Source organism: Pseudomonas sp. LTGT-11-2Z, from assembly GCF_003691445.1.
GTDB lineage: Bacteria > Pseudomonadota > Gammaproteobacteria > Pseudomonadales > Pseudomonadaceae > Aquipseudomonas > Aquipseudomonas monteilii.
The window spans coordinates 5881077-5897792 of record NZ_CP033104.1; the positions used below are offsets into that span (position 1 = coordinate 5881077).

Genomic DNA, 16716 nt, shown 5'->3' on the forward strand with positions numbered 1-16716 from the left:
CGCGTCTGCTAGCTGAAGGTAGGGTTTACCCCTTGAATGGGCCAAAACCGCTTCCATGAGCGGGCCAAAGCTGGCACCATCGCGCCTTTTTTCATCAAGGCTCTGGTGCTGGGCGACACCTTCGCGGACATCTGCGCGACGTTACGCTGTAGCGATGCGACAAACTGCCCCACCAGTGCCCACAGTCCCCGGCGACCCTGTTGGCCGTCATAATGCCGCTATGCTAGCTTGGCGCACGCCAGGAAGGCCGCCAACAGCTGGGAACGCACCCGAACACATGAGGACCGCACATGGCTCAGGCCACGCCCGCGCTGGAAATCCGCAATCTGCACAAACGCTACGGCGAGCAGGAAATTCTCAAGGGCATTTCGCTGACCGCACGCGACGGTGACGTGATCTCCATCCTGGGGTCGTCCGGCTCCGGCAAGTCCACCTTGCTGCGCTGCATCAACCTGCTCGAGAACCCACACCAGGGCGAAATCCTGGTTGCCGGCGAAGCCCTCAAGCTCAAGGCCGCCAAGAACGGCGACCTGATCGCAGCCGACAATCGCCAGATCAACCGCCTGCGTAGCGAAATCGGCTTTGTCTTCCAGAACTTCAACCTGTGGCCGCACATGTCGATCCTCGACAACATCATCGAGGCGCCACGCCGCGTGCTCGGCCAAAGCAAGGCCGAGGCCATCGAGGCCGCCGAAGCGCTGCTGAACAAGGTTGGCATCTACGACAAACGCCACAGCTACCCCGCCCAGCTTTCCGGTGGCCAGCAACAGCGCGCCGCCATTGCCCGTACCCTGTCCATGAAGCCCAAGGTCATCCTGTTCGACGAGCCAACCTCGGCACTCGATCCGGAAATGGTCCAGGAAGTGCTTAACGTTATCCGCGCACTGGCCGAAGAAGGCCGTACCATGCTGCTGGTAACGCACGAGATGAGCTTTGCCCGCCATGTGTCCAGTGAAGTCGTCTTCCTGCACCAGGGCCTGGTAGAAGAGCAGGGATCGCCGCAACAGGTCTTCGAAAACCCGACCTCGGCGCGTTGCAAGCAATTCATGTCCAGCCACCGCTAACGGAGCAATACATGCACACTTACAAGAAGTTCCTCCTGGCAGCTGCTGCCACGCTGGTGATGTCGGCAAACGCCATGGCCGCAGAAAAACTGCGCATGGGCATCGAAGCCGCCTACCCACCGTTCAACAACAAGGACGCCAGCGGTAACGTGGTCGGCTTCGATAAAGACATCGGCGACGCCCTGTGCGCCAAGATGAAAGTCGAGTGCTCGGTCGTCACCTCCGACTGGGACGGCATCATCCCGGCCCTGAACGCCAAGAAGTTCGACTTCCTGGTGTCGTCGCTGTCGATCACCGACGAGCGCAAGCAGGCCGTGGACTTCACCGAGCCGTACTACTCCAACAAGCTGCAGTTCATTGCGCCGAAGAATGTCGACTTCAAGACTGACAAAGAGTCGTTGAAGGGCAAGGTCATCGGCACCCAGCGCGCCACCCTGGCCGGTACCTACCTGGAAGACAACTTCAAAGGCGTCGACATCAAGCTGTACGACACCCAGGAAAACGCCTACCTGGACCTGGTGTCCGGCCGCATCGACGGCATCCTGGCCGACAAGTACGTGCAATACGAGTGGCTGAAGAGCAAAGACGGCTCGAACTTCGAGTTCAAGGGCGAGCCAGTGATGGACAGCGACAAGATCGGCATTGCCGTGCGCAAAGGTGACACCAAGCTGCGCGACGACCTGAACAAAGCCCTGGCCGAAATCAAGGCCGACGGCACGTACAAGAAGATCAACGACAAGTACTTCCCGTTCAGCATCGAATGACCCGCCCCGACCGGCGCGCCCCCGTGGCGCGCCAGTCCCTAATATGACCTGCCCATGAATATCGACCTGCACGGATTCGGTCCGGCCATGATGGCCGGCACCCTGATGACCGTAAAACTGGCGCTTTGCGCCTTGCTGCTGGGGCTGGTGCTGGGCCTGCTCGGCGCCCTGGCCAAAACCTCCTCGGTCAAGCCACTGCAATGGCTTGGCGGTTTCTACTCGACCCTGGTTCGTGGCGTGCCCGAACTGCTGTGGGTTCTGCTTATTTATTTCGGCACCGTCGGGTTGATGAACGCCCTCGGCGAGGCCTTGAACCTGCCAGGCCTTGAGCTGAGTGCCTTCGCGGCGGGCGTGATCGCCCTCGGCCTGTGTTTCGGCGCCTACGCCACCGAAGTGTTCCGTGGCGCCATTCTGGCAATCCCCAAGGGCCACCGTGAAGCCGGCCTGGCGCTGGGCCTGTCCAAGGGCCGCATCCTCTCGCGGATCATTTTGCCGCAGATGTGGCGCATCGCCCTGCCCGGCCTTGGCAACCTGTTCATGATCCTGATGAAGGACACCGCGCTGGTGTCGGTGATCGGCCTGGAAGAAATCATGCGCCACGCGCAAATCGGCGTGACCGTGACCAAAGAGCCGTTCACCTTCTACATGGTGGCGGCCTGCATCTACCTGAGCCTGACCGTCATCGCCATGACCGGCATGCACTTCATGGAAAAACGCGCCGCTCGCGGCTTTGCGAGGGCCGAATAATGAATTGGGAAGTCATCTTCAAATGGCTGCCACGCCTGGCCGAGGGCGCGGTCCTGACCCTGGAGCTGGTGGCCATTGCGGTGGTTGCCGGTTTGATCCTGGCCATCCCGCTGGGCATCGCCCGCTCCTCGCGCCACTGGTACGTGCGCGCTGTGCCGTTCAGCTACATCTTCTTCTTCCGCGGTACGCCGCTGCTGGTGCAGCTGTTCCTGGTCTACTACGGCCTGGCGCAGTTCGATGCCGTGCGTTCGAGTTCGCTGTGGCCGTACCTGCGCGATCCGTTCTGGTGCACGGTGCTGACCATGACCCTGCACACCGCCGCCTACATCGCCGAGATCCTGCGCGGCGCGCTGCAATCGATCCCCAAAGGTGAGATCGAAGCGGCACGGGCGCTGGGCATGTCGCGTGGCAAGGCACTGTTCTACATCATGCTGCCGCGTGCTGCGCGCATCGGCCTGCCGGCGTACAGCAACGAAGTGATCCTGATGCTCAAGGCCAGTGCCCTGGCCAGTACCGTAACCCTGCTGGAACTGACCGGCATGGCCCGTACCATCATCGCCCGCACCTACCTGCCGGTGGAGATCTTCTTTGCCGCAGGCGTGTTCTACTTGGTGATCTCGTTCTTGCTGGTGCAAGGTTTCAAGCTGCTGGAACGTTGGTTGCGCGTCGACGCCTGCCAGGGTCGCTGAGACCTTACTGGCCATTTCGCGGGTAAACCGGCCCCCACAGGTACATCACAGGCCTTGAAACCTGTGCTAATCCTGTGGGAGCGGGTTCACCCGCGAAGAGGCCCTCAAACCCAACCCAAATCCTCCCATGCCCAGCTACCTCCACAGCCACCACCTAAGCACCCGCTTCCAGGCCCTCGACCAGTTCCTGATCGAGCACCAACAGCTGTGGAAACCCCGCCCCTTCACCACCCTGCGCCTGGACTGGGAAACCACCCACCCCGAGCTGGCCACCCACCTGCGCCAATGCTCGCTGGCCGACGCCGAAACCGATAGCGCAGCTGATGCCTTGCCCGCCCCGTTCCCACAACTGGCCCAGCAAGCCCAACAGCTCACCGCCCTCGGCAGCCTCCCGCAAACCGACCTGCCCCCCGCCGCCCACCGCCTGGACGTCGCAGTCCCCGGCCGCAAATGGCAGCAGATCGAAGCCTTCGCCAGCCACCTGGCCTTCCACCACCAGCCCCGCCACTGGCTGGACTGGTGCTCCGGCAAAGGCCACCTCGGCCGCCGCCTGTTGCAACCCGGCCAGCAGCTGACCTGCCTGGAGTACGATGCCGAACTGGTCGCCGCCGGCCAGGCCCTGAGCGCGCACCACCACTTGCCAGCGCAGCATGTGCATCAGGATGTGATGGCCAGCGACAGCGCGTGCCACCTGGCGGGTGAAAAAAGCGTGGTTGCCCTGCACGCCTGCGGCGACCTGCATGTACGCCTGATGCAACTGGCCAGCCAGCAAGGTTGCCGGCAATTGGCGATAGCCCCTTGCTGCTACAACCGCATTGCAGTGCAGCACTACCAGCCGTTATCCACAGCCGCGCAAGCGTCCGGCCTGCAGCTGTCGCTGGACGATCTGGGCCTGCCCCTGAGTGAAACCGTTACCGCCGGGGCTCGCGTGCGGCGCCAACGTGACACCTCGATGGCCCGGCGCCTGGGCTTCGATCTGCTACAACGCCAGCAGCGCCAGCGCGACGAATACCTGCCTACACCGTCGCTGCCGGTAGCCTGGCTGGAAAAGCCCTTCGAGCAGTACTGCCGCGACCTGGCCGAACTTAAGCAACTGCCCCTGAATGGCAACCCGGACTGGGCCGCTCTGGAAGCCGCCGGCTGGCAACGCCTGGCCGAAGTACGCAATCTGGAGCGCGTGCGCAACCTGTTCCGTCGGCCATTGGAGGTGTGGCTGGTGCTCGATCGCGCCCTGTTCCTCGAAGAACAAGGCTTTGAGGTGCGCCTGGGCCTTTTCTGCGACTACCCGCTGACGCCGCGCAACCTGCTTATCCTCGCGGAACGCGACCGTTAGCCGCAGCACAACCTGTGGATAAGTCTGTGAACAAGCTTTTGATTACCTGTTGGATCCAAGCGCTATTTCAAGCGCTTGGCTTATTCCTGCTTATGCGTCAAGCCCAGTAAAAACAGGCGTTTGCGCAAAGACCGGCGGCGCAGCAATCCGGCATGCCTTTCGCGCAAGGCGCTAATGCCACTTGTGCATAAACATTTCTTGTGGTTGCGACTAGAGCTGCATGTACGGTCTTTTGTAGGAGCGGCCTTGCGCCGCGAAAGGGCCGCAAGGCGGCCCCATCGATTTCACATTTTCAATGCGATTTATTCTTGGCAATCTCGATATCGTTCATCAGCGCCTTGGCCATATCGCACAAGTAATCAGCCGCCCCCAGGAGCTTATGGTCATCCTCCATATCCCCCTCGCGCACCAGGTGCTTGATGTAGCCCATCAGGATCGAAACATGCTCATAGGCCGCATCGACCGGGATGCCGGGCTGTACGCGTAGTAGGTTGAGGGAGGGGTTACCGGCTGCGAGGAACGTTTCTACGCCTGCGGTGGTGATTGGCTTGGGGCTGCTGGGATCAGTATCGATCGTTTTCAATTTTCAAACTCCCTAGTTCAGAGGAGTTGCCGTGTTCATTCTTTCCCACGGAACAAAGGCGGCAACCGTGCACGAGGTGAGAAACCGAGTGAACATAGGAAGCCCGGCCAGACCAAGGTCTGCCCGCGCACGGTCGCCATTACGCAGCCGATACGTTCAAAGTCGGGTTCTCACACCCGGTCGCCAGAGCGACCCGAAAACGGTATCCGTGAGCCACTTCCCCGACAACAGCGATACTTCGGCGGCGCGCGTAGGATACTTCCTAAGCAGCCAAACCCTGAAGCGCCTGGCCCCATGGTTCAGAATTACCTTACACAGATTGCAGCCGCTTACGCGGCCCTTGCGGGAACGGGCTCACCCGCGAAAAGGCCCTGACAGGCAACACAAGGCTAATACCCCGCCCTCGCAACCGTGTATGATCCCTCCCCCAAATCCTTAAAAAGTGACGTCGCGCGCTGCCCGCCAGCCCCGCGACCTTCTGGCGTTGCGCCAGAACCGACAGTGGACCAACGGACCTGACCATCGTGACCCAAGCCAAACCCCTCGCCTTGCTAACCCTCGCCCTGGCCCTGACCGGCTGCGCCAGCGGCACCGCGCCCCACGCCAACAGCAACCTGGGCTGGAACCACCCCGGCATGCAACTGGGCGGCGACAACGGCCTGCCCCTGCGCACCGAAAGCCCCTGCCGCAAGCGCGGCTGCGACAACGACAAGCTGTTCTTCAACCCGGGTAAAAGCGAGCCGAGCGTTACCACGATCCACCGCGGCTGGTAGGAAAATTCTCCTTTTGGGCCGGTGACTTAGGTCTTTTGCGAACATTCGCAACGAAGTGGTTTACAGGCGCCAAACGATCGTTATAATGACGCCCCATTGCCGGTATAGCTCAGATGGTAGAGCAACTGACTTGTAATCAGTAGGTCCCGGGTTCGATTCCTGGTGCCGGCACCACCTTAGAGGCCCCGCAATGCGGGGCTTTCGCCTTTCTGGGGTTCCGTGAAAGCGATTTTCACATGGCCTCAGCGTCCACAAAATGTCCACATGCGGTTAGCTAGCCTCTTCAGCCACGAAGAGCGCTTGGCGACAAGCTCATCAGCCAAAAGCATCGCCTCCTCCAATAAATCCGCAGCATCGTCAAAATCTTCTGCCTCATCACTACCTTGGGCGAGAATGCCACCCTCAGAAACGTCTGCTCGGACGCTTTCAGCGAGGATGTGGAATCGGACAATAGAGACCGCTTCATGCTCTGACAGTACCCCCAATCGACCGAGATTCGCCTTATAGATTTGGTTGTAGTCTGTGGAGATTGGTATTTCGAACTTCCAGACGGTGCCTTTCGCTCGCATCTGCTCGCCGAGCGAGCCTTTAAGCTCAACTGCAGTTTCTCGAAGATCGTCTAAATACCCCCGCATCCGGACTACATCTCTAAGGGCTGCGACCTCCGCCAGGAGAGATGCCCTAACACTGCGCTTATCGCATCTCTCTTGATATAGGCGCCCAAAGATGACTGAAGCAATGGTGAAACAGCCAGCGAGCACGGCGACAATTAAAGGCGTATATCCGCTGTTTCCGCTACCTGCGTTGTCACCTGTGATCTGCCAGACCACGGTGCACCACTCTAAACCTGCCTTCATCGTTCACCTGCCAAGGCTGCAATCGGATTCAAAGCTACTACTTCAGCGAGATGGCCAGGACTGAAGTGGGCATAGCGCATCGTCATGGTCAGGGAGGAGTGACCAAGAACCCGCTGCAAGGTCAGGATATCGCCTCCATTGGCCATGTAGTGGCTGGCGAAGGTGTGCCGCAGAACGTGCGTGAGCTGGCCATCTGGTAACTCGATGCCGGCGGCCTCGATCGCTTCGCCAAACTTCTTGTAGCAGTCACCAAATGGCAAAGCAGCCTTGACCTGGTCTTCCAGCGCCTGGGTTATCGGTACTACCCGACTTTTGGAATTTTTGGTGCGGTGATAACTGATTCGCTGGCCCCGAACCTGCTTAGGGGTCAACCCTTCTGCCTCAGACCAACGTGCACCTGTGGCGAGGCAAACTCTTGCAACCACCCCGGCCTTGTCCGAGATTGCATCCAACGCCTTGAGCAGTGATGGGATCTCGCCCTTCTCCAGGTAAGCCATTTCCGTTTCGTCGAACTTGAGCCGGCGAACCTTCTCCAGGGGATTTCCCCCCGACCACTCTCCTAGTCGATCCAGCTCGTTGAAAACCGCACTGAGATAGGCCAGTTCATGGTTCAGGGTGTTGGGGCTCACAGGCTTGGCCTTCTGCCCTTTCTTCATCCCATTCCCAGGTGAAGTGCGGCCATGCTCACCAGCCAAACGCTCGGCGCGGTACTTCGTGAAGTGCGCAGCTGTAAAGTCGGCTGCGCGAGGATTTCCCATGCGTTCGGCCATAGCCTGCAGAGCCCGCTGACGCTCCTCACCTCGCTTCAAGGTTTGGCCATGCAGCTTGTGCCAGAGGTCTACCAAGTCGGTCAGACGTCGATCGTCACGCTTGGATTTCTTCTCGAATTCTCCTCGAGCTCCATCCCCCATCAGCATCCGCTCGGCGTGAATCGCCTCACTCTTGGATTTCAGTTTGCGACGCACGCGAGGCCCATCACGGCCCTCTGGCCTGCAATCGACCAGCCATTCGCCTGAATCCAGTTTCTTGATCGACATGGGTTAAACCGGGCTCACCTGGCCACATGTGGGAGCCACGTCGCCAGTCATCAGCCACAGCGTGTATTTCTTGAAGCGCTCGTGATTCGTGATCTTGAGCAGCGCTACAGAACTCACTTCGGTGCGCAGTGCCAGCTCGTACTTTTTGTAGCTGCTCAGGCTCAGTCCGGTCGCTTCGCAAAGCTCAGACTGGGTCAGACCTTCCTTGATCCGGATCGCCTTCAGCTTCTCAGCTAGCTCCATTAACTGCATCTCCCTCTTGACATGGTTCCGTATGGGTACTTAACCTAGGTTCCATATGGGTACTTTTAACCCAAATATCCCTAAATATCCGGTGCAGAGGTTAACAGAATGCAGATTGCTATCGACACGCCATACGTGACCATCGCTGAGTTCGTGAAGCGTTCCGGCCAGTCCAAAAGCGCCGTCGAGAACGAAATCAAGGCAGGGCACTACCTGACCCGGCCGAAGGAAATCGGGTCCAAAAGCGCAGTGCTTATCAACATGGTCCACATGACTCTGGAAGCCGCAGAGCAGGCAGAGCGCGTTCGTTTGGCAGCGAAGCGGTAAGGGACTGAAATGAACGCACGGATCACACCGGAACACTTTGACCGGATCTACCTTGAGGACGTCATTCCCGCCCTTGAGCGCGACCCGGAACTGGGTTTCCAAGCCAAGGACGAGACGAAGGAATACCTGAACAAGGGCGTATGCCCGAGTTGCGGTAAGCGTTCTGTGTTCGTCAAGAAAGAGAAGCCATACCAACTCAAATGCAACAGGCTGAACAACTGCGGCTATGAGGAACGCACCCGCGATCGCTACCAGCACCTGTTCGAGAACCTGAGTGAGCGTTTTCCGTCGACCCCGGAGAACCCTACCGCAACCGCAGACGCTTACTTGAGCCGAGCCCGCGGCTTCGACATCAGCAAGCTGCAGGGCTGGTACACCCAAGGGCGTCGCCAGATGAAGCCGTCCGGGGAGTGGGCTGACACTGTCCGTTTCCCGCTCTGCGACGGCTACTGGGAGCGCATCATCGATGCGCGAGCCATCGCGGGTAACGAGAACCAGAAGGCCGGGATTAAGGCCGGTATGAAGTACACAAATTCCGGATGGGTGCCGCCTGGGCAGACGATCGAGAAACATGATCGGGTGTACATCGTCGAAGGCATTTTCCACGCTATCGCTCTCCACCTGGCCGGCTTCAAGGCAATCGCCGCGATCAGCTGCGTGAACTTCCCTTGGGACATCGTCGAGGCCAACGAAGGCAAGATGGTCACCTGGGTAGTCGCCCTGGACGACGACAAGGCAGGCCGGACCTATATCCGCAAGCACCTCAAACAACTGCGCTCGATGAAAGAGATCGGGTGGGTTGCCCTGGCTGGCGAACTGGATTGGGACGACGTCTACCGTGACGGCAAACTTGACCAGGCCTTCATCGATGATGCCTGCTACAGGGGCCGGCTGTTCACCGCCGAGAGTGCGCGCAAACTGGCCTACCTGGTCTACCTGCGCCGGCCGGCCGGCTTCTACCTGGTTGAGTTCAACAACCAGTTGTTCTCTGTTCGGGTCAACCAGGCCGAGCTGACCAAGGCCCTGGACGACCAGAAGCTGGAAGGCAACCGCGACATCTTCTACGGCGCATCACGGGTGGAGCAGGTATCCAACTGCGTACCGGACCTGGACTACCTGGAAAAGGATGTCATCACCGGCGAGCAGCGCTATCACTTCAGCTTTGCCTTCCCTGACCAAAGCCGCAACTGCCAAGCCGCACTTTCCTCGGGATCGATCGCTGATCCCCGTGGCTTCGTGAAGGGCATGCTGGACTTCACACCTGGCGGTAACTTCGAAGGTGGCGCGCGCGAGTTGGCCTGGCTCAAAGCCAAATGGCTGAATGACGAATACCGACCTGTTCGCACCGTGCGCAGTCTGCCGTTCCTTGGATACGACGAAGAGACAGGCACCTATTGCTTCCCTGAATTTGGTTTTCAGGGTGGCCGCGAGCTGCAGGTGAACAGCCACGGTTTCATCGAGGTGAAAGGTCGAGGGATCAAGACGGCGCTGGCCACCGTCAAATTCGAACGCGGCGAAGAGTTCGACCCGTCCTGGTTCCGCGACTTCGTGGACGTCACTGGTATGAATGGCCTTGGCGCGCTGGCGTGGTGGACCGCCTCCCTCTTCGTGCAGCAGATCGCAAGCCAGCAGGCATCGTTCGGCTTCCTGGAGCTGAGCGGCGAACCAGGCTCTGGTAAGTCCATGTTGCTCCGCCTGCTCTGGCGCCTGCTCGGTCGGGAAAATACTGAAGGCATCAAACCAAGCGGCTCGGGGGCAAGTGCCGTCGGCCTGCTCCGGTCATTCGCTGAGGTCAGCAACCTACCGCTGGTACTGATCGAGTCCGATCGGACCTACATCGATGCCCAAGGGCGCACGGTCACCATCCAGTTCACCTGGGATGACGTCAAACCGATGTTCGACTACCACGCACAGCTGCGTGTGACCGGCGCAAAGACGACCGGCAACGAAAAGCGTGTAGACCTCTGGCGGGGCGCGCTGGCCATCGCACAGAACGCGAGCGTAACCGGTGACGAGGCCACGCTGTCCCGGATCGTCCATTTCCACTTCACGAAGGATGGCCACAGCCTCGCACTGAAACCAAAAGCCGAACGCCTCAAAGCCCTGCGAGCCAAGCAACTGGGCGGCTACCTCCGCCGCTGCCTGTCCAATGAAAAAGTGTGGTTGGAACGCTACTTCGAAGCCTTTCCACGCTACGAGAGCAAGCTGATGGAAAACCCGGCCATCACCGAAATGCGGATCTACCAATCCCACGCCCAGGTGTTGGCAGCGGCCTATGCCACACAGATGTTCTTCCCTGACTGGAGCAACCAGGACCTGGATCAGCTCGCTGCCCATGTCGAGTCCCGTGCTGTCGATCGGCAGCAGCGTTGCAAGTCGGAAGACCCTACTGCGGCGAAGTTCTGGCAGATCTACCACTACCTCAACGAAGACGTAGTGACGACGATCGATGGCGATGGTGAGCGCGAGGAAATCCGGGAGACGCTGAACCACAGCATCGACAAAGAGCTGATCGCTATCAACATCGAGCACTTCCAGCAGCGCTGCAGGATGGCCGGCCAGGAGGTCATCCCCGACGTCCAGCTGCGCCGCGCCCTCTATAGCAGCACCACGCACAAGTTCATCGAGATACGCAAAGCCCGTTCCCGCATCGAGAAGCGGTCCCTGAACCTCTGGTTCTTCAGCAAACGTGGAGGGGCCTAAAACGTATGGGGTCAACCTGGGCCGGGGTGATCCAAGGGGGATAGGGAATTTGTGTGAAGCCCCCTGTTTTATCTGGAATATCCAGAACATTGGTAAATAGATAAGAAAAAAATCAATAAATACAGGTAGTTGAGAGAGGTAAACATGTTCCGGTAGCACCAGAACTTACCAGAACAGACCCGAACAAATTCCGTTCTACCATGTTCCGGCAATGTTCCACCCGTGACTTCTCACCGGAACATGGCTGGAGGCCACGAATCACGCGGCCTGCAGCAACTTTGAGAGAAAACCCTGTTCCGGAATGTTCCGGTACTGCCAGAACATTCTGGCAAGGCTGGAGGCCGCGTATTTCGCGGGCTCCCAGTTTCGCCCCTGACGATGTTCCGGATGTTCCGGACAAAACGGGGGCACCCACAAGTTTGTTCCGCCACCAGGCGATTTAAGGAGAGGCAATCCATGCGACAAGAACTTAATCCTGAACTGCAGCAGTGCGAGCTGTACCGCGTCGAGGAAGGGGGAAAATGGAAATGAGCAACGGACTCCGCACCATGGCTTCTGCACTGGCCGCCATCCAGGCGCATCAGGCACAAGTCCCAGCTATCCGCATCGCAGGCACTCAGGCACTAAACCGACTGGTACCGATCGCACTGCGTGACAGCGGCCAGAGCCGTGTCTTGGGCCGCTTCCTGCTGAGCGTTTACAACGGCGAAGACTTCCCCTTTGTCATGAGCGATCTGCGCAGTCTGGACCTGACGTTGTTCGAGGACTGCCTGAAGGTGCTGATGATGGATTACACGCCTGACCTGGAGGTGCATGAGCGGATCGCGAATGGCAGCCAGATCTGGCAGCGCCTGATCGAGCAGTGGGCGCCGGAGACGTTGGAATGAATGTGCTCTACACAATCGATGGACAGGCCGGGTCGATGCTGATGCCCGCGACCTATCTGCTGGTTGCCCGGCCAGAGGACTTGGCTGAGCTGGTGACAAGCGACTTTTGGCGCAATCACCAGACCCCACCCGAGCGCTGCGTAGTGCACCTGCACAGCGTAGACAACACGGACCTGGGGAGCTTTGAGGTTCGAAGTGTGACGCGCCCGGTATTCACGGCGAAGGCGATGAAGTAGAGCAGAAGGGACAGTGCCAAGGAGTTGCAGCTCCTCGGCACCAACCACTACCAGGAGAAGAGACATGCAAGCACCCAACCCAAGCAGCAGCGGTTCGAAGGCTACCACAACGCCGCGCCACCTGCAGGCTACCGCCATCGTCGGCGGGGCCTTGATTGGTTTCTTGGTAACCAAGACATCAGAAGCCCGCACACAACTGGAAAGCGTAGCCGACATGGCCTGCCGCCTGGGCGATCTGAGCGCTCAGGACACCGCCATCGTTCGCCAGCTGCTGGCACAGCACCCACGCACTGTATTGAACTGAGGGAAAGACTATGCAACAGCAATACACCACCCCCAACTCCCGCACTGCTGATAAGTTCGTCGTTCGGTTGCCAGACGGTCTGCGCGCTGACATCGCCGTGCTGGCCGAGGACAATGATCGCAGCATGAATTCGGAGATCGTCAATCGCCTGAAGCGCTCGATCACCCAAGACCAGTTGAACGAGGAACAAACCAAGCTGATCGGCATGCTCCTGCAACGCATTACCGAACTTGAGGAAAAGCTGCAGTCTGACACGGAGGCCGCGTAATGCTGATAGATGGTCGCTTGGTGGCTCTGTGTGAGCAGGATGTGGCAAATGCCCGGCAGCAGTTGGGCCTGCCCCTGGACTTCTACATTGTCGACGCAACACAGCAGCTTTACCACGACACCGACAACGGACTGGCCATCATCCCTCTGCCCGCTGACGTCTTTGTGATGGCATTCGAGAACACGAACGGGGACCGAAAATATGGAGCCGTCAAGCTGACACCTATATAGGTCTTGCACGACCCAATAAAAACGGGCGCATATGCGCCCGTTTTTCGTATCTTCGGATTACTAAACTGCAAGATGCCCACAATATACACATTAAGTGTCAATATACACGTATTGTATATTGCATATATTGACAAGACTCCTTCAAGAATTTAATTCCACACTTCAAAGGAAAATTCAAGATCTTGACGCGTCGCATTGTGGCGCACAGAATATTAGCCATGTGCCATCATGCAAAAACGGAGTTACGCCATGACACACCCTGCGCCTTGCCTGATCCAGCTTGCTGACGATCTTGAAAGTCACGGCAATTTGCTTGCCCTATTGAATGAAGTCCCGGCAGACGAACTTACTGATCGTGGACGCATAGGCCTTATCCAGTTTTCACACTCCCTGATGAGGGACTTCGAAAAGATCGAAAAGCAATTTAAGCGCTATCGAGCATCAATTGCACCGAGCTGTTGAAATATTTCTTGCTGTCGTGCTCTGGGTAACGCCCGCAGTTGATCGAACACAAGTCGGTCCATCATCTGCGCAGAAGGCGTCAGGGTATGCGAGAAAGTCAGGTGCGCGACCCAGCGGTGGCCGCAATCCAGACAAGTGCAGTACAAGGAAGAAAACTCCCGTGATATGTCGTTCCTAGATGATATCCGCCCCTTCCCGTTACATTCCTTGCAGTAAACTCGCATATCCCCTCCCCAGGGTTCCTGTATGGGTACTATTTTGCCACACAAAAGTGCTCAATGCGCCGATAGTTCATTTCAAGACTCAGCCGCAACCTGCTCCCTCCAATTGAACCTGCGATCTTCCCGCAGAACTTCATTCGCCTGCTCGAACAACTGACAGATCGGCAAAATCTCGTTGCTGGTATATACCCTGTCGATTTTCTCGATGTCCCCGAACCCACCGCTGTTCTCCGGAATGATGCCCGCCAGTGCCGGATTCATGCGCCAGGCGGCGATGATGTCGTTCCTGGTGATGTTCTTCACTTTCTCCAGCTCGTCCTTCGCCTGGAAATCACCCACTGGGATGATCTTGATCGCGTTCTCATGCCCGCCTGGAATGTTCACGAACATCGAACGGAAGTTACCCACCCCCTTACTTGCGCTGATTTGCGAGCGCAGGTTGTCTTCGTCCTCCTCGGACAAGTTCGGATCATTGGTATAGAAGATGTAGCCCGCGTGGGCACCGTTGCTGTAGTAGCGCCGACGGAACAGCGTGGCCGCTTCATTCAGCAGCAGCGCCTGCAGGCCGCCGAGGTAGTCCGGAATCCCGTAGATGTTCTGCTCGACGTCGTAGTCCTTGATGTGGACAATCTCGTCCTGGTCGTACTCCTCCTCCTCGCCGTTCTGCAGCAACTGGACAAAGCCGCCATCCACCTTTACGCGCATGTTGATCGCCGGCAGGTGCTCCAGCTCCAGGACGTGCCCCAGGAAGTTTTCGTGCGCCAGGAAATAGGCCTCCCCGAACACCATGTAGTCCAATGCGGCGCAGCTCATCGTGTGAGCACTGCAACCTTCCGACGCGATGAACTCACGCAGCAGCAAGTTGCGCTTGAACTTGGGAATGGCGCCGTGATGCGCGTTGGCCCGCAGCAGCTTGGCCAGGCCGGCGCGGGAGACCGGCGGTTTGTACAGGCGTCCGTCGTCGCTGGGAAAGATGCCCAGGTACTCGCCGATGTTGGACGTCAGCACCTGCTCTGGCTCCCCGAACGTGAACACCCGCGTGGGCTGCTGTGCCTGTCGCTGTCTGGCGTGGGGTTTTGTCTGTCGTTTGGGCATGGCTTCCGCTCGTGAGGTAACGGCTCTTGCGCCGCTTGTTGGTGTTCAAGGGTTCGTTGTGCAGGGCGTGCATCACAGCCCATGCGATGTCGGCGTGGCCGGTGGCCTCGGTCCTGGACGCGCTGAAGGTGATTTGCCCGCCGCCGGTGGTGCCGCGCTTGATGGTCAGGAAGGCCTGCGCGATATCGGTCCAGCCCGCGTCCCACTCGATCCGGCCTGCGCGGATAACGTCCTGGGCTTTCAGCACCAGGGTCGTTTTCGTTTCCAAGCTGTAGTGGATCCGCTGCGCACGCGGGTAGAAGTCGCAAACCACGTCGTACACCCCGATGCCGACGCCAGTGGTGTCGATGCCGATGTGCTGGACGTTGAAGCGCTCGGTCAGTTTCTTGATCTGTGCCGCCTGGTACGTGAACGACTGTCCACGCCAGCTGTATTTCTCCAGGATCCGGAAATTGCCGCCCGGATCCGCCGGCGGCGCGACGACAACGCAAGTGGCATCGTCGCGGGTACGGCTCGGGTCGTAGCCGATCCAGACCGGGCTGTTGCCGAATGGTCGATCCGCGTCTTGGTCGTAGTCGTCCCATAGCATCAGGTCGGAGTAGCAACCTTCCAGATCCTTTAGGCCGAACGCGCTCTGCGTGCTGTCGATGAACTTGCAGTAGAACAGCTGCTGGAACTTGTCCTCGTCGTACTCCAGCTCCAGTTGGGCTACATCGAACAGATCACAGCCACCGGCAATAGCGTCGTCCAGGGTGATCGTCTTGCGCCATTGACCGTCTGGGCACAGCGCGCCCTGGGTGTATGCGGCCTCCGCTGGCCACTCGCCGGCCGCTTTCTTCCGGCGTTTGTCGTTGCGGAAGGTCTCGCCCGTCCAGAACGGGTACGCCTGGTGGCTGACAGCGCTGGGCGTGGAGAAATAGGTCTTGCGCCATTTCTTGTGTGTGCCCATGGCACTGGCCACGGTGCTCAGCTTCTCGAAGTCGCGGATCCAGAAGTATTCGTCCACATAAACATGCCCGTGATAGCCCTGGGCTGTGCTGCTGTTGGTCGAGAGGAAACGCAGCTCGGCGCCGTTGCTGAGGACGATCGGGTTGCCGGTCAGCTCAATGCCGAACCACTTCTGGGCAAACTGGATAATGTAGCTACGGAAGATCTCGGACTGGGCACGGCTGGCCGACAGGAACACCTGGTTGTCCCCAGTCAGCACGGCATCCATGAAGGCCTCGCCGGCGAAGTAGTAGGTCAGACCGACCTGCCGACTTTTTAGGATGTTGCGCAGCCTGCAGGTCAGCGGATTCTGTTTCGCCGCGAACAGCTCCTGCTGGTACCGGTACATTTTGGAAATGAACTTGTCGAGGAAGTCCACCTCGGTCAGGCCACTGACATCGTTCTTCGCGGGTTTCTCCCGCTTCTTGCCACCGCCACCGCGACGCTCTCGGCGCTGGCCCTGGTCCCGATCGCCCTGCTCCCGCGCTGGCTCGCTCGCCGCCGGTGCTGGTGCGGCTGGCTTGCTCGCCTGCTTAATCAGCTTTTCCCGCACAGCAGTCAGCCGGTCCAGCTCGTCCAGGTCGCCCTTGGTCAGCGTGTCCTGTTTTTCGCAGATGAGCGTGATCCGCCGGCTGATCGCTGTCAGCGGTTCCTCATCGGTCAACATCTCGTCCCAGCTGCCTTGGCGGATCCAGTAATAGATGATCCGCACGTTCGGCAGCTTCAGTTGAGCCTGGATTTCCTTCACCGAGGCACGGCGCAGGTACAGCCGCTTGGCGGCCTCTTTGACTTCGATCGAGTAGTTCATGGGGAGGAGTCTATGCGCCGAAACAGCCCCAAACGCGGTGTAGAAGTGAGCGAAATTCCTAGAATTAACGAATAGGAATTCTGCTCAAGCAAACCGAT

Annotated in this window: 21 protein-coding genes and 1 tRNA gene; 15 read left to right on the forward strand and 7 right to left on the reverse strand. The window is 58.9% G+C overall.

Annotated features, from left to right (window positions below; genetic code table 11):
- Positions 1–290: 290 nt before the first annotated feature.
- The 5 genes from D8767_RS27750 (at position 291) to D8767_RS27770 (ending at position 4597) form a co-directional block, all read left to right on the forward strand.
- Entirely contained in the window at positions 291–1064 is a 774-nt protein-coding gene (locus tag D8767_RS27750) for an ABC transporter ATP-binding protein (RefSeq protein WP_122048478.1), read from the forward strand.
- An 11-nt stretch (positions 1065–1075) separates the two neighbouring features.
- Positions 1076–1828 carry an ABC transporter substrate-binding protein gene (locus D8767_RS27755; RefSeq protein WP_011953233.1) on the forward strand — a complete coding sequence of 251 codons (753 nt, stop codon included), beginning with the start codon at positions 1076–1078 and terminating at the stop codon, positions 1826–1828.
- A gap of 54 nt (positions 1829–1882) precedes the next feature.
- On the forward strand, positions 1883–2575 hold the full coding sequence (locus D8767_RS27760) for an ABC transporter permease (protein WP_016714491.1): 693 nt from the start codon (positions 1883–1885) through the stop codon (positions 2573–2575).
- A complete protein-coding gene (locus D8767_RS27765) occupies positions 2575–3264 on the forward strand; it encodes an ABC transporter permease (RefSeq protein WP_016497592.1) in 690 nt (229 codons plus the stop codon). The genes D8767_RS27760 and D8767_RS27765 overlap by 1 nt, the downstream gene beginning before the upstream one ends.
- A 127-nt stretch (positions 3265–3391) precedes the next feature.
- Complete coding sequence (locus D8767_RS27770; RefSeq protein ID WP_016714490.1) at positions 3392–4597, forward strand: methyltransferase; 1206 nt, start codon at positions 3392–3394, stop codon at positions 4595–4597.
- A gap of 292 nt (positions 4598–4889) precedes the next feature.
- Here the strand turns inward: D8767_RS27770 and D8767_RS27775 are convergent, their stop codons facing one another.
- Positions 4890–5180 carry a DUF3077 domain-containing protein gene (locus D8767_RS27775; RefSeq protein WP_016714489.1) on the reverse strand — a complete coding sequence of 97 codons (291 nt, stop codon included), beginning with the start codon at positions 5178–5180 and terminating at the stop codon, positions 4890–4892.
- A gap of 524 nt (positions 5181–5704) precedes the next feature.
- On the opposite strand from D8767_RS27775, the gene D8767_RS27780 reads away from it, so the two are divergent.
- Both D8767_RS27780 and D8767_RS27785 read left to right on the forward strand, forming a co-directional pair.
- A complete protein-coding gene (locus D8767_RS27780; protein ID WP_016714488.1) occupies positions 5705–5953 on the forward strand; it encodes a hypothetical protein in 249 nt (82 codons plus the stop codon).
- Between the two features lie 98 nt (positions 5954–6051).
- Positions 6052–6127, forward strand: a tRNA-Thr gene (locus D8767_RS27785).
- A gap of 68 nt (positions 6128–6195) precedes the next feature.
- Here the strand turns inward: D8767_RS27785 and D8767_RS27790 are convergent.
- Genes D8767_RS27790 through D8767_RS27800 form a run of 3 tightly spaced genes read right to left on the reverse strand, consistent with a single transcriptional unit; the run spans position 6196 to position 8090 of the window.
- Positions 6196–6810 (reverse strand): hypothetical protein, encoded by a 615-nt coding sequence (locus tag D8767_RS27790; RefSeq protein ID WP_122048479.1) that lies wholly within the window; start codon positions 6808–6810, stop codon positions 6196–6198.
- Entirely contained in the window at positions 6807–7847 is a 1041-nt protein-coding gene (locus tag D8767_RS27795; protein ID WP_122048480.1) for a tyrosine-type recombinase/integrase, read from the reverse strand. The genes D8767_RS27790 and D8767_RS27795 overlap by 4 nt, the downstream gene beginning before the upstream one ends.
- A gap of 3 nt (positions 7848–7850) precedes the next feature.
- Positions 7851–8090: a helix-turn-helix domain-containing protein gene (locus D8767_RS27800; RefSeq protein WP_103443346.1), complete on the reverse strand. Its 240-nt coding sequence runs from the start codon at positions 8088–8090 to the stop codon at positions 7851–7853.
- A 108-nt stretch (positions 8091–8198) separates the two neighbouring features.
- On the opposite strand from D8767_RS27800, the gene D8767_RS27805 reads away from it, so the two are divergent.
- The 8 genes from D8767_RS27805 to D8767_RS28895 all read left to right on the forward strand — a co-directional run bounded on the left by D8767_RS27805 (position 8199) and on the right by D8767_RS28895 (position 13507).
- Positions 8199–8417 (forward strand): hypothetical protein, encoded by a 219-nt coding sequence (locus tag D8767_RS27805; RefSeq protein WP_103443345.1) that lies wholly within the window; start codon positions 8199–8201, stop codon positions 8415–8417.
- A gap of 9 nt (positions 8418–8426) precedes the next feature.
- Positions 8427–11120: a toprim domain-containing protein gene (locus tag D8767_RS27810; protein ID WP_122048481.1), complete on the forward strand. Its 2694-nt coding sequence runs from the start codon at positions 8427–8429 to the stop codon at positions 11118–11120.
- Positions 11121–11647: 527 nt separating this feature from the next.
- Positions 11648–12007 (forward strand): hypothetical protein, encoded by a 360-nt coding sequence (locus D8767_RS27815; RefSeq protein WP_232889829.1) that lies wholly within the window; start codon positions 11648–11650, stop codon positions 12005–12007.
- Positions 12004–12243 (forward strand): hypothetical protein, encoded by a 240-nt coding sequence (locus D8767_RS27820; RefSeq protein ID WP_103443342.1) that lies wholly within the window; start codon positions 12004–12006, stop codon positions 12241–12243. The genes D8767_RS27815 and D8767_RS27820 overlap by 4 nt, the downstream gene beginning before the upstream one ends.
- Positions 12244–12307: 64 nt before the next feature.
- Positions 12308–12547 (forward strand): hypothetical protein, encoded by a 240-nt coding sequence (locus tag D8767_RS27825; protein ID WP_122048482.1) that lies wholly within the window; start codon positions 12308–12310, stop codon positions 12545–12547.
- A gap of 10 nt (positions 12548–12557) precedes the next feature.
- A complete protein-coding gene (locus D8767_RS27830; RefSeq protein WP_122048483.1) occupies positions 12558–12815 on the forward strand; it encodes an Arc family DNA-binding protein in 258 nt (85 codons plus the stop codon).
- The gene (locus D8767_RS27835; protein WP_122048484.1) at positions 12815–13045 is read left to right on the forward strand and encodes a hypothetical protein; all 231 of its coding nucleotides are present in this window, start codon (positions 12815–12817) and stop codon (positions 13043–13045) included. Before D8767_RS27830 ends, D8767_RS27835 begins: the two co-directional genes overlap by 1 nt.
- A 249-nt stretch (positions 13046–13294) precedes the next feature.
- Positions 13295–13507 (forward strand): hypothetical protein, encoded by a 213-nt coding sequence (locus D8767_RS28895; RefSeq protein ID WP_163002502.1) that lies wholly within the window; start codon positions 13295–13297, stop codon positions 13505–13507.
- On the opposite strand, the gene D8767_RS27840 is transcribed toward D8767_RS28895, so the two are convergent.
- The 3 genes from D8767_RS27840 to D8767_RS27850 all read right to left on the reverse strand — a co-directional run bounded on the left by D8767_RS27840 (position 13477) and on the right by D8767_RS27850 (position 16618).
- Entirely contained in the window at positions 13477–13731 is a 255-nt protein-coding gene (locus tag D8767_RS27840; protein WP_081259025.1) for an ogr/Delta-like zinc finger family protein, read from the reverse strand. The genes D8767_RS28895 and D8767_RS27840 overlap by 31 nt on opposite strands.
- Positions 13732–13803: 72 nt before the next feature.
- A complete protein-coding gene (locus tag D8767_RS27845) occupies positions 13804–14679 on the reverse strand; it encodes a phage portal protein (RefSeq protein WP_232889831.1) in 876 nt (291 codons plus the stop codon).
- On the reverse strand, positions 14576–16618 hold the full coding sequence (locus D8767_RS27850) for a terminase large subunit domain-containing protein (RefSeq protein WP_232889830.1): 2043 nt from the start codon (positions 16616–16618) through the stop codon (positions 14576–14578). Before D8767_RS27850 ends, D8767_RS27845 begins: the two co-directional genes overlap by 104 nt.
- Positions 16619–16716: the final 98 nt, after the last annotated feature.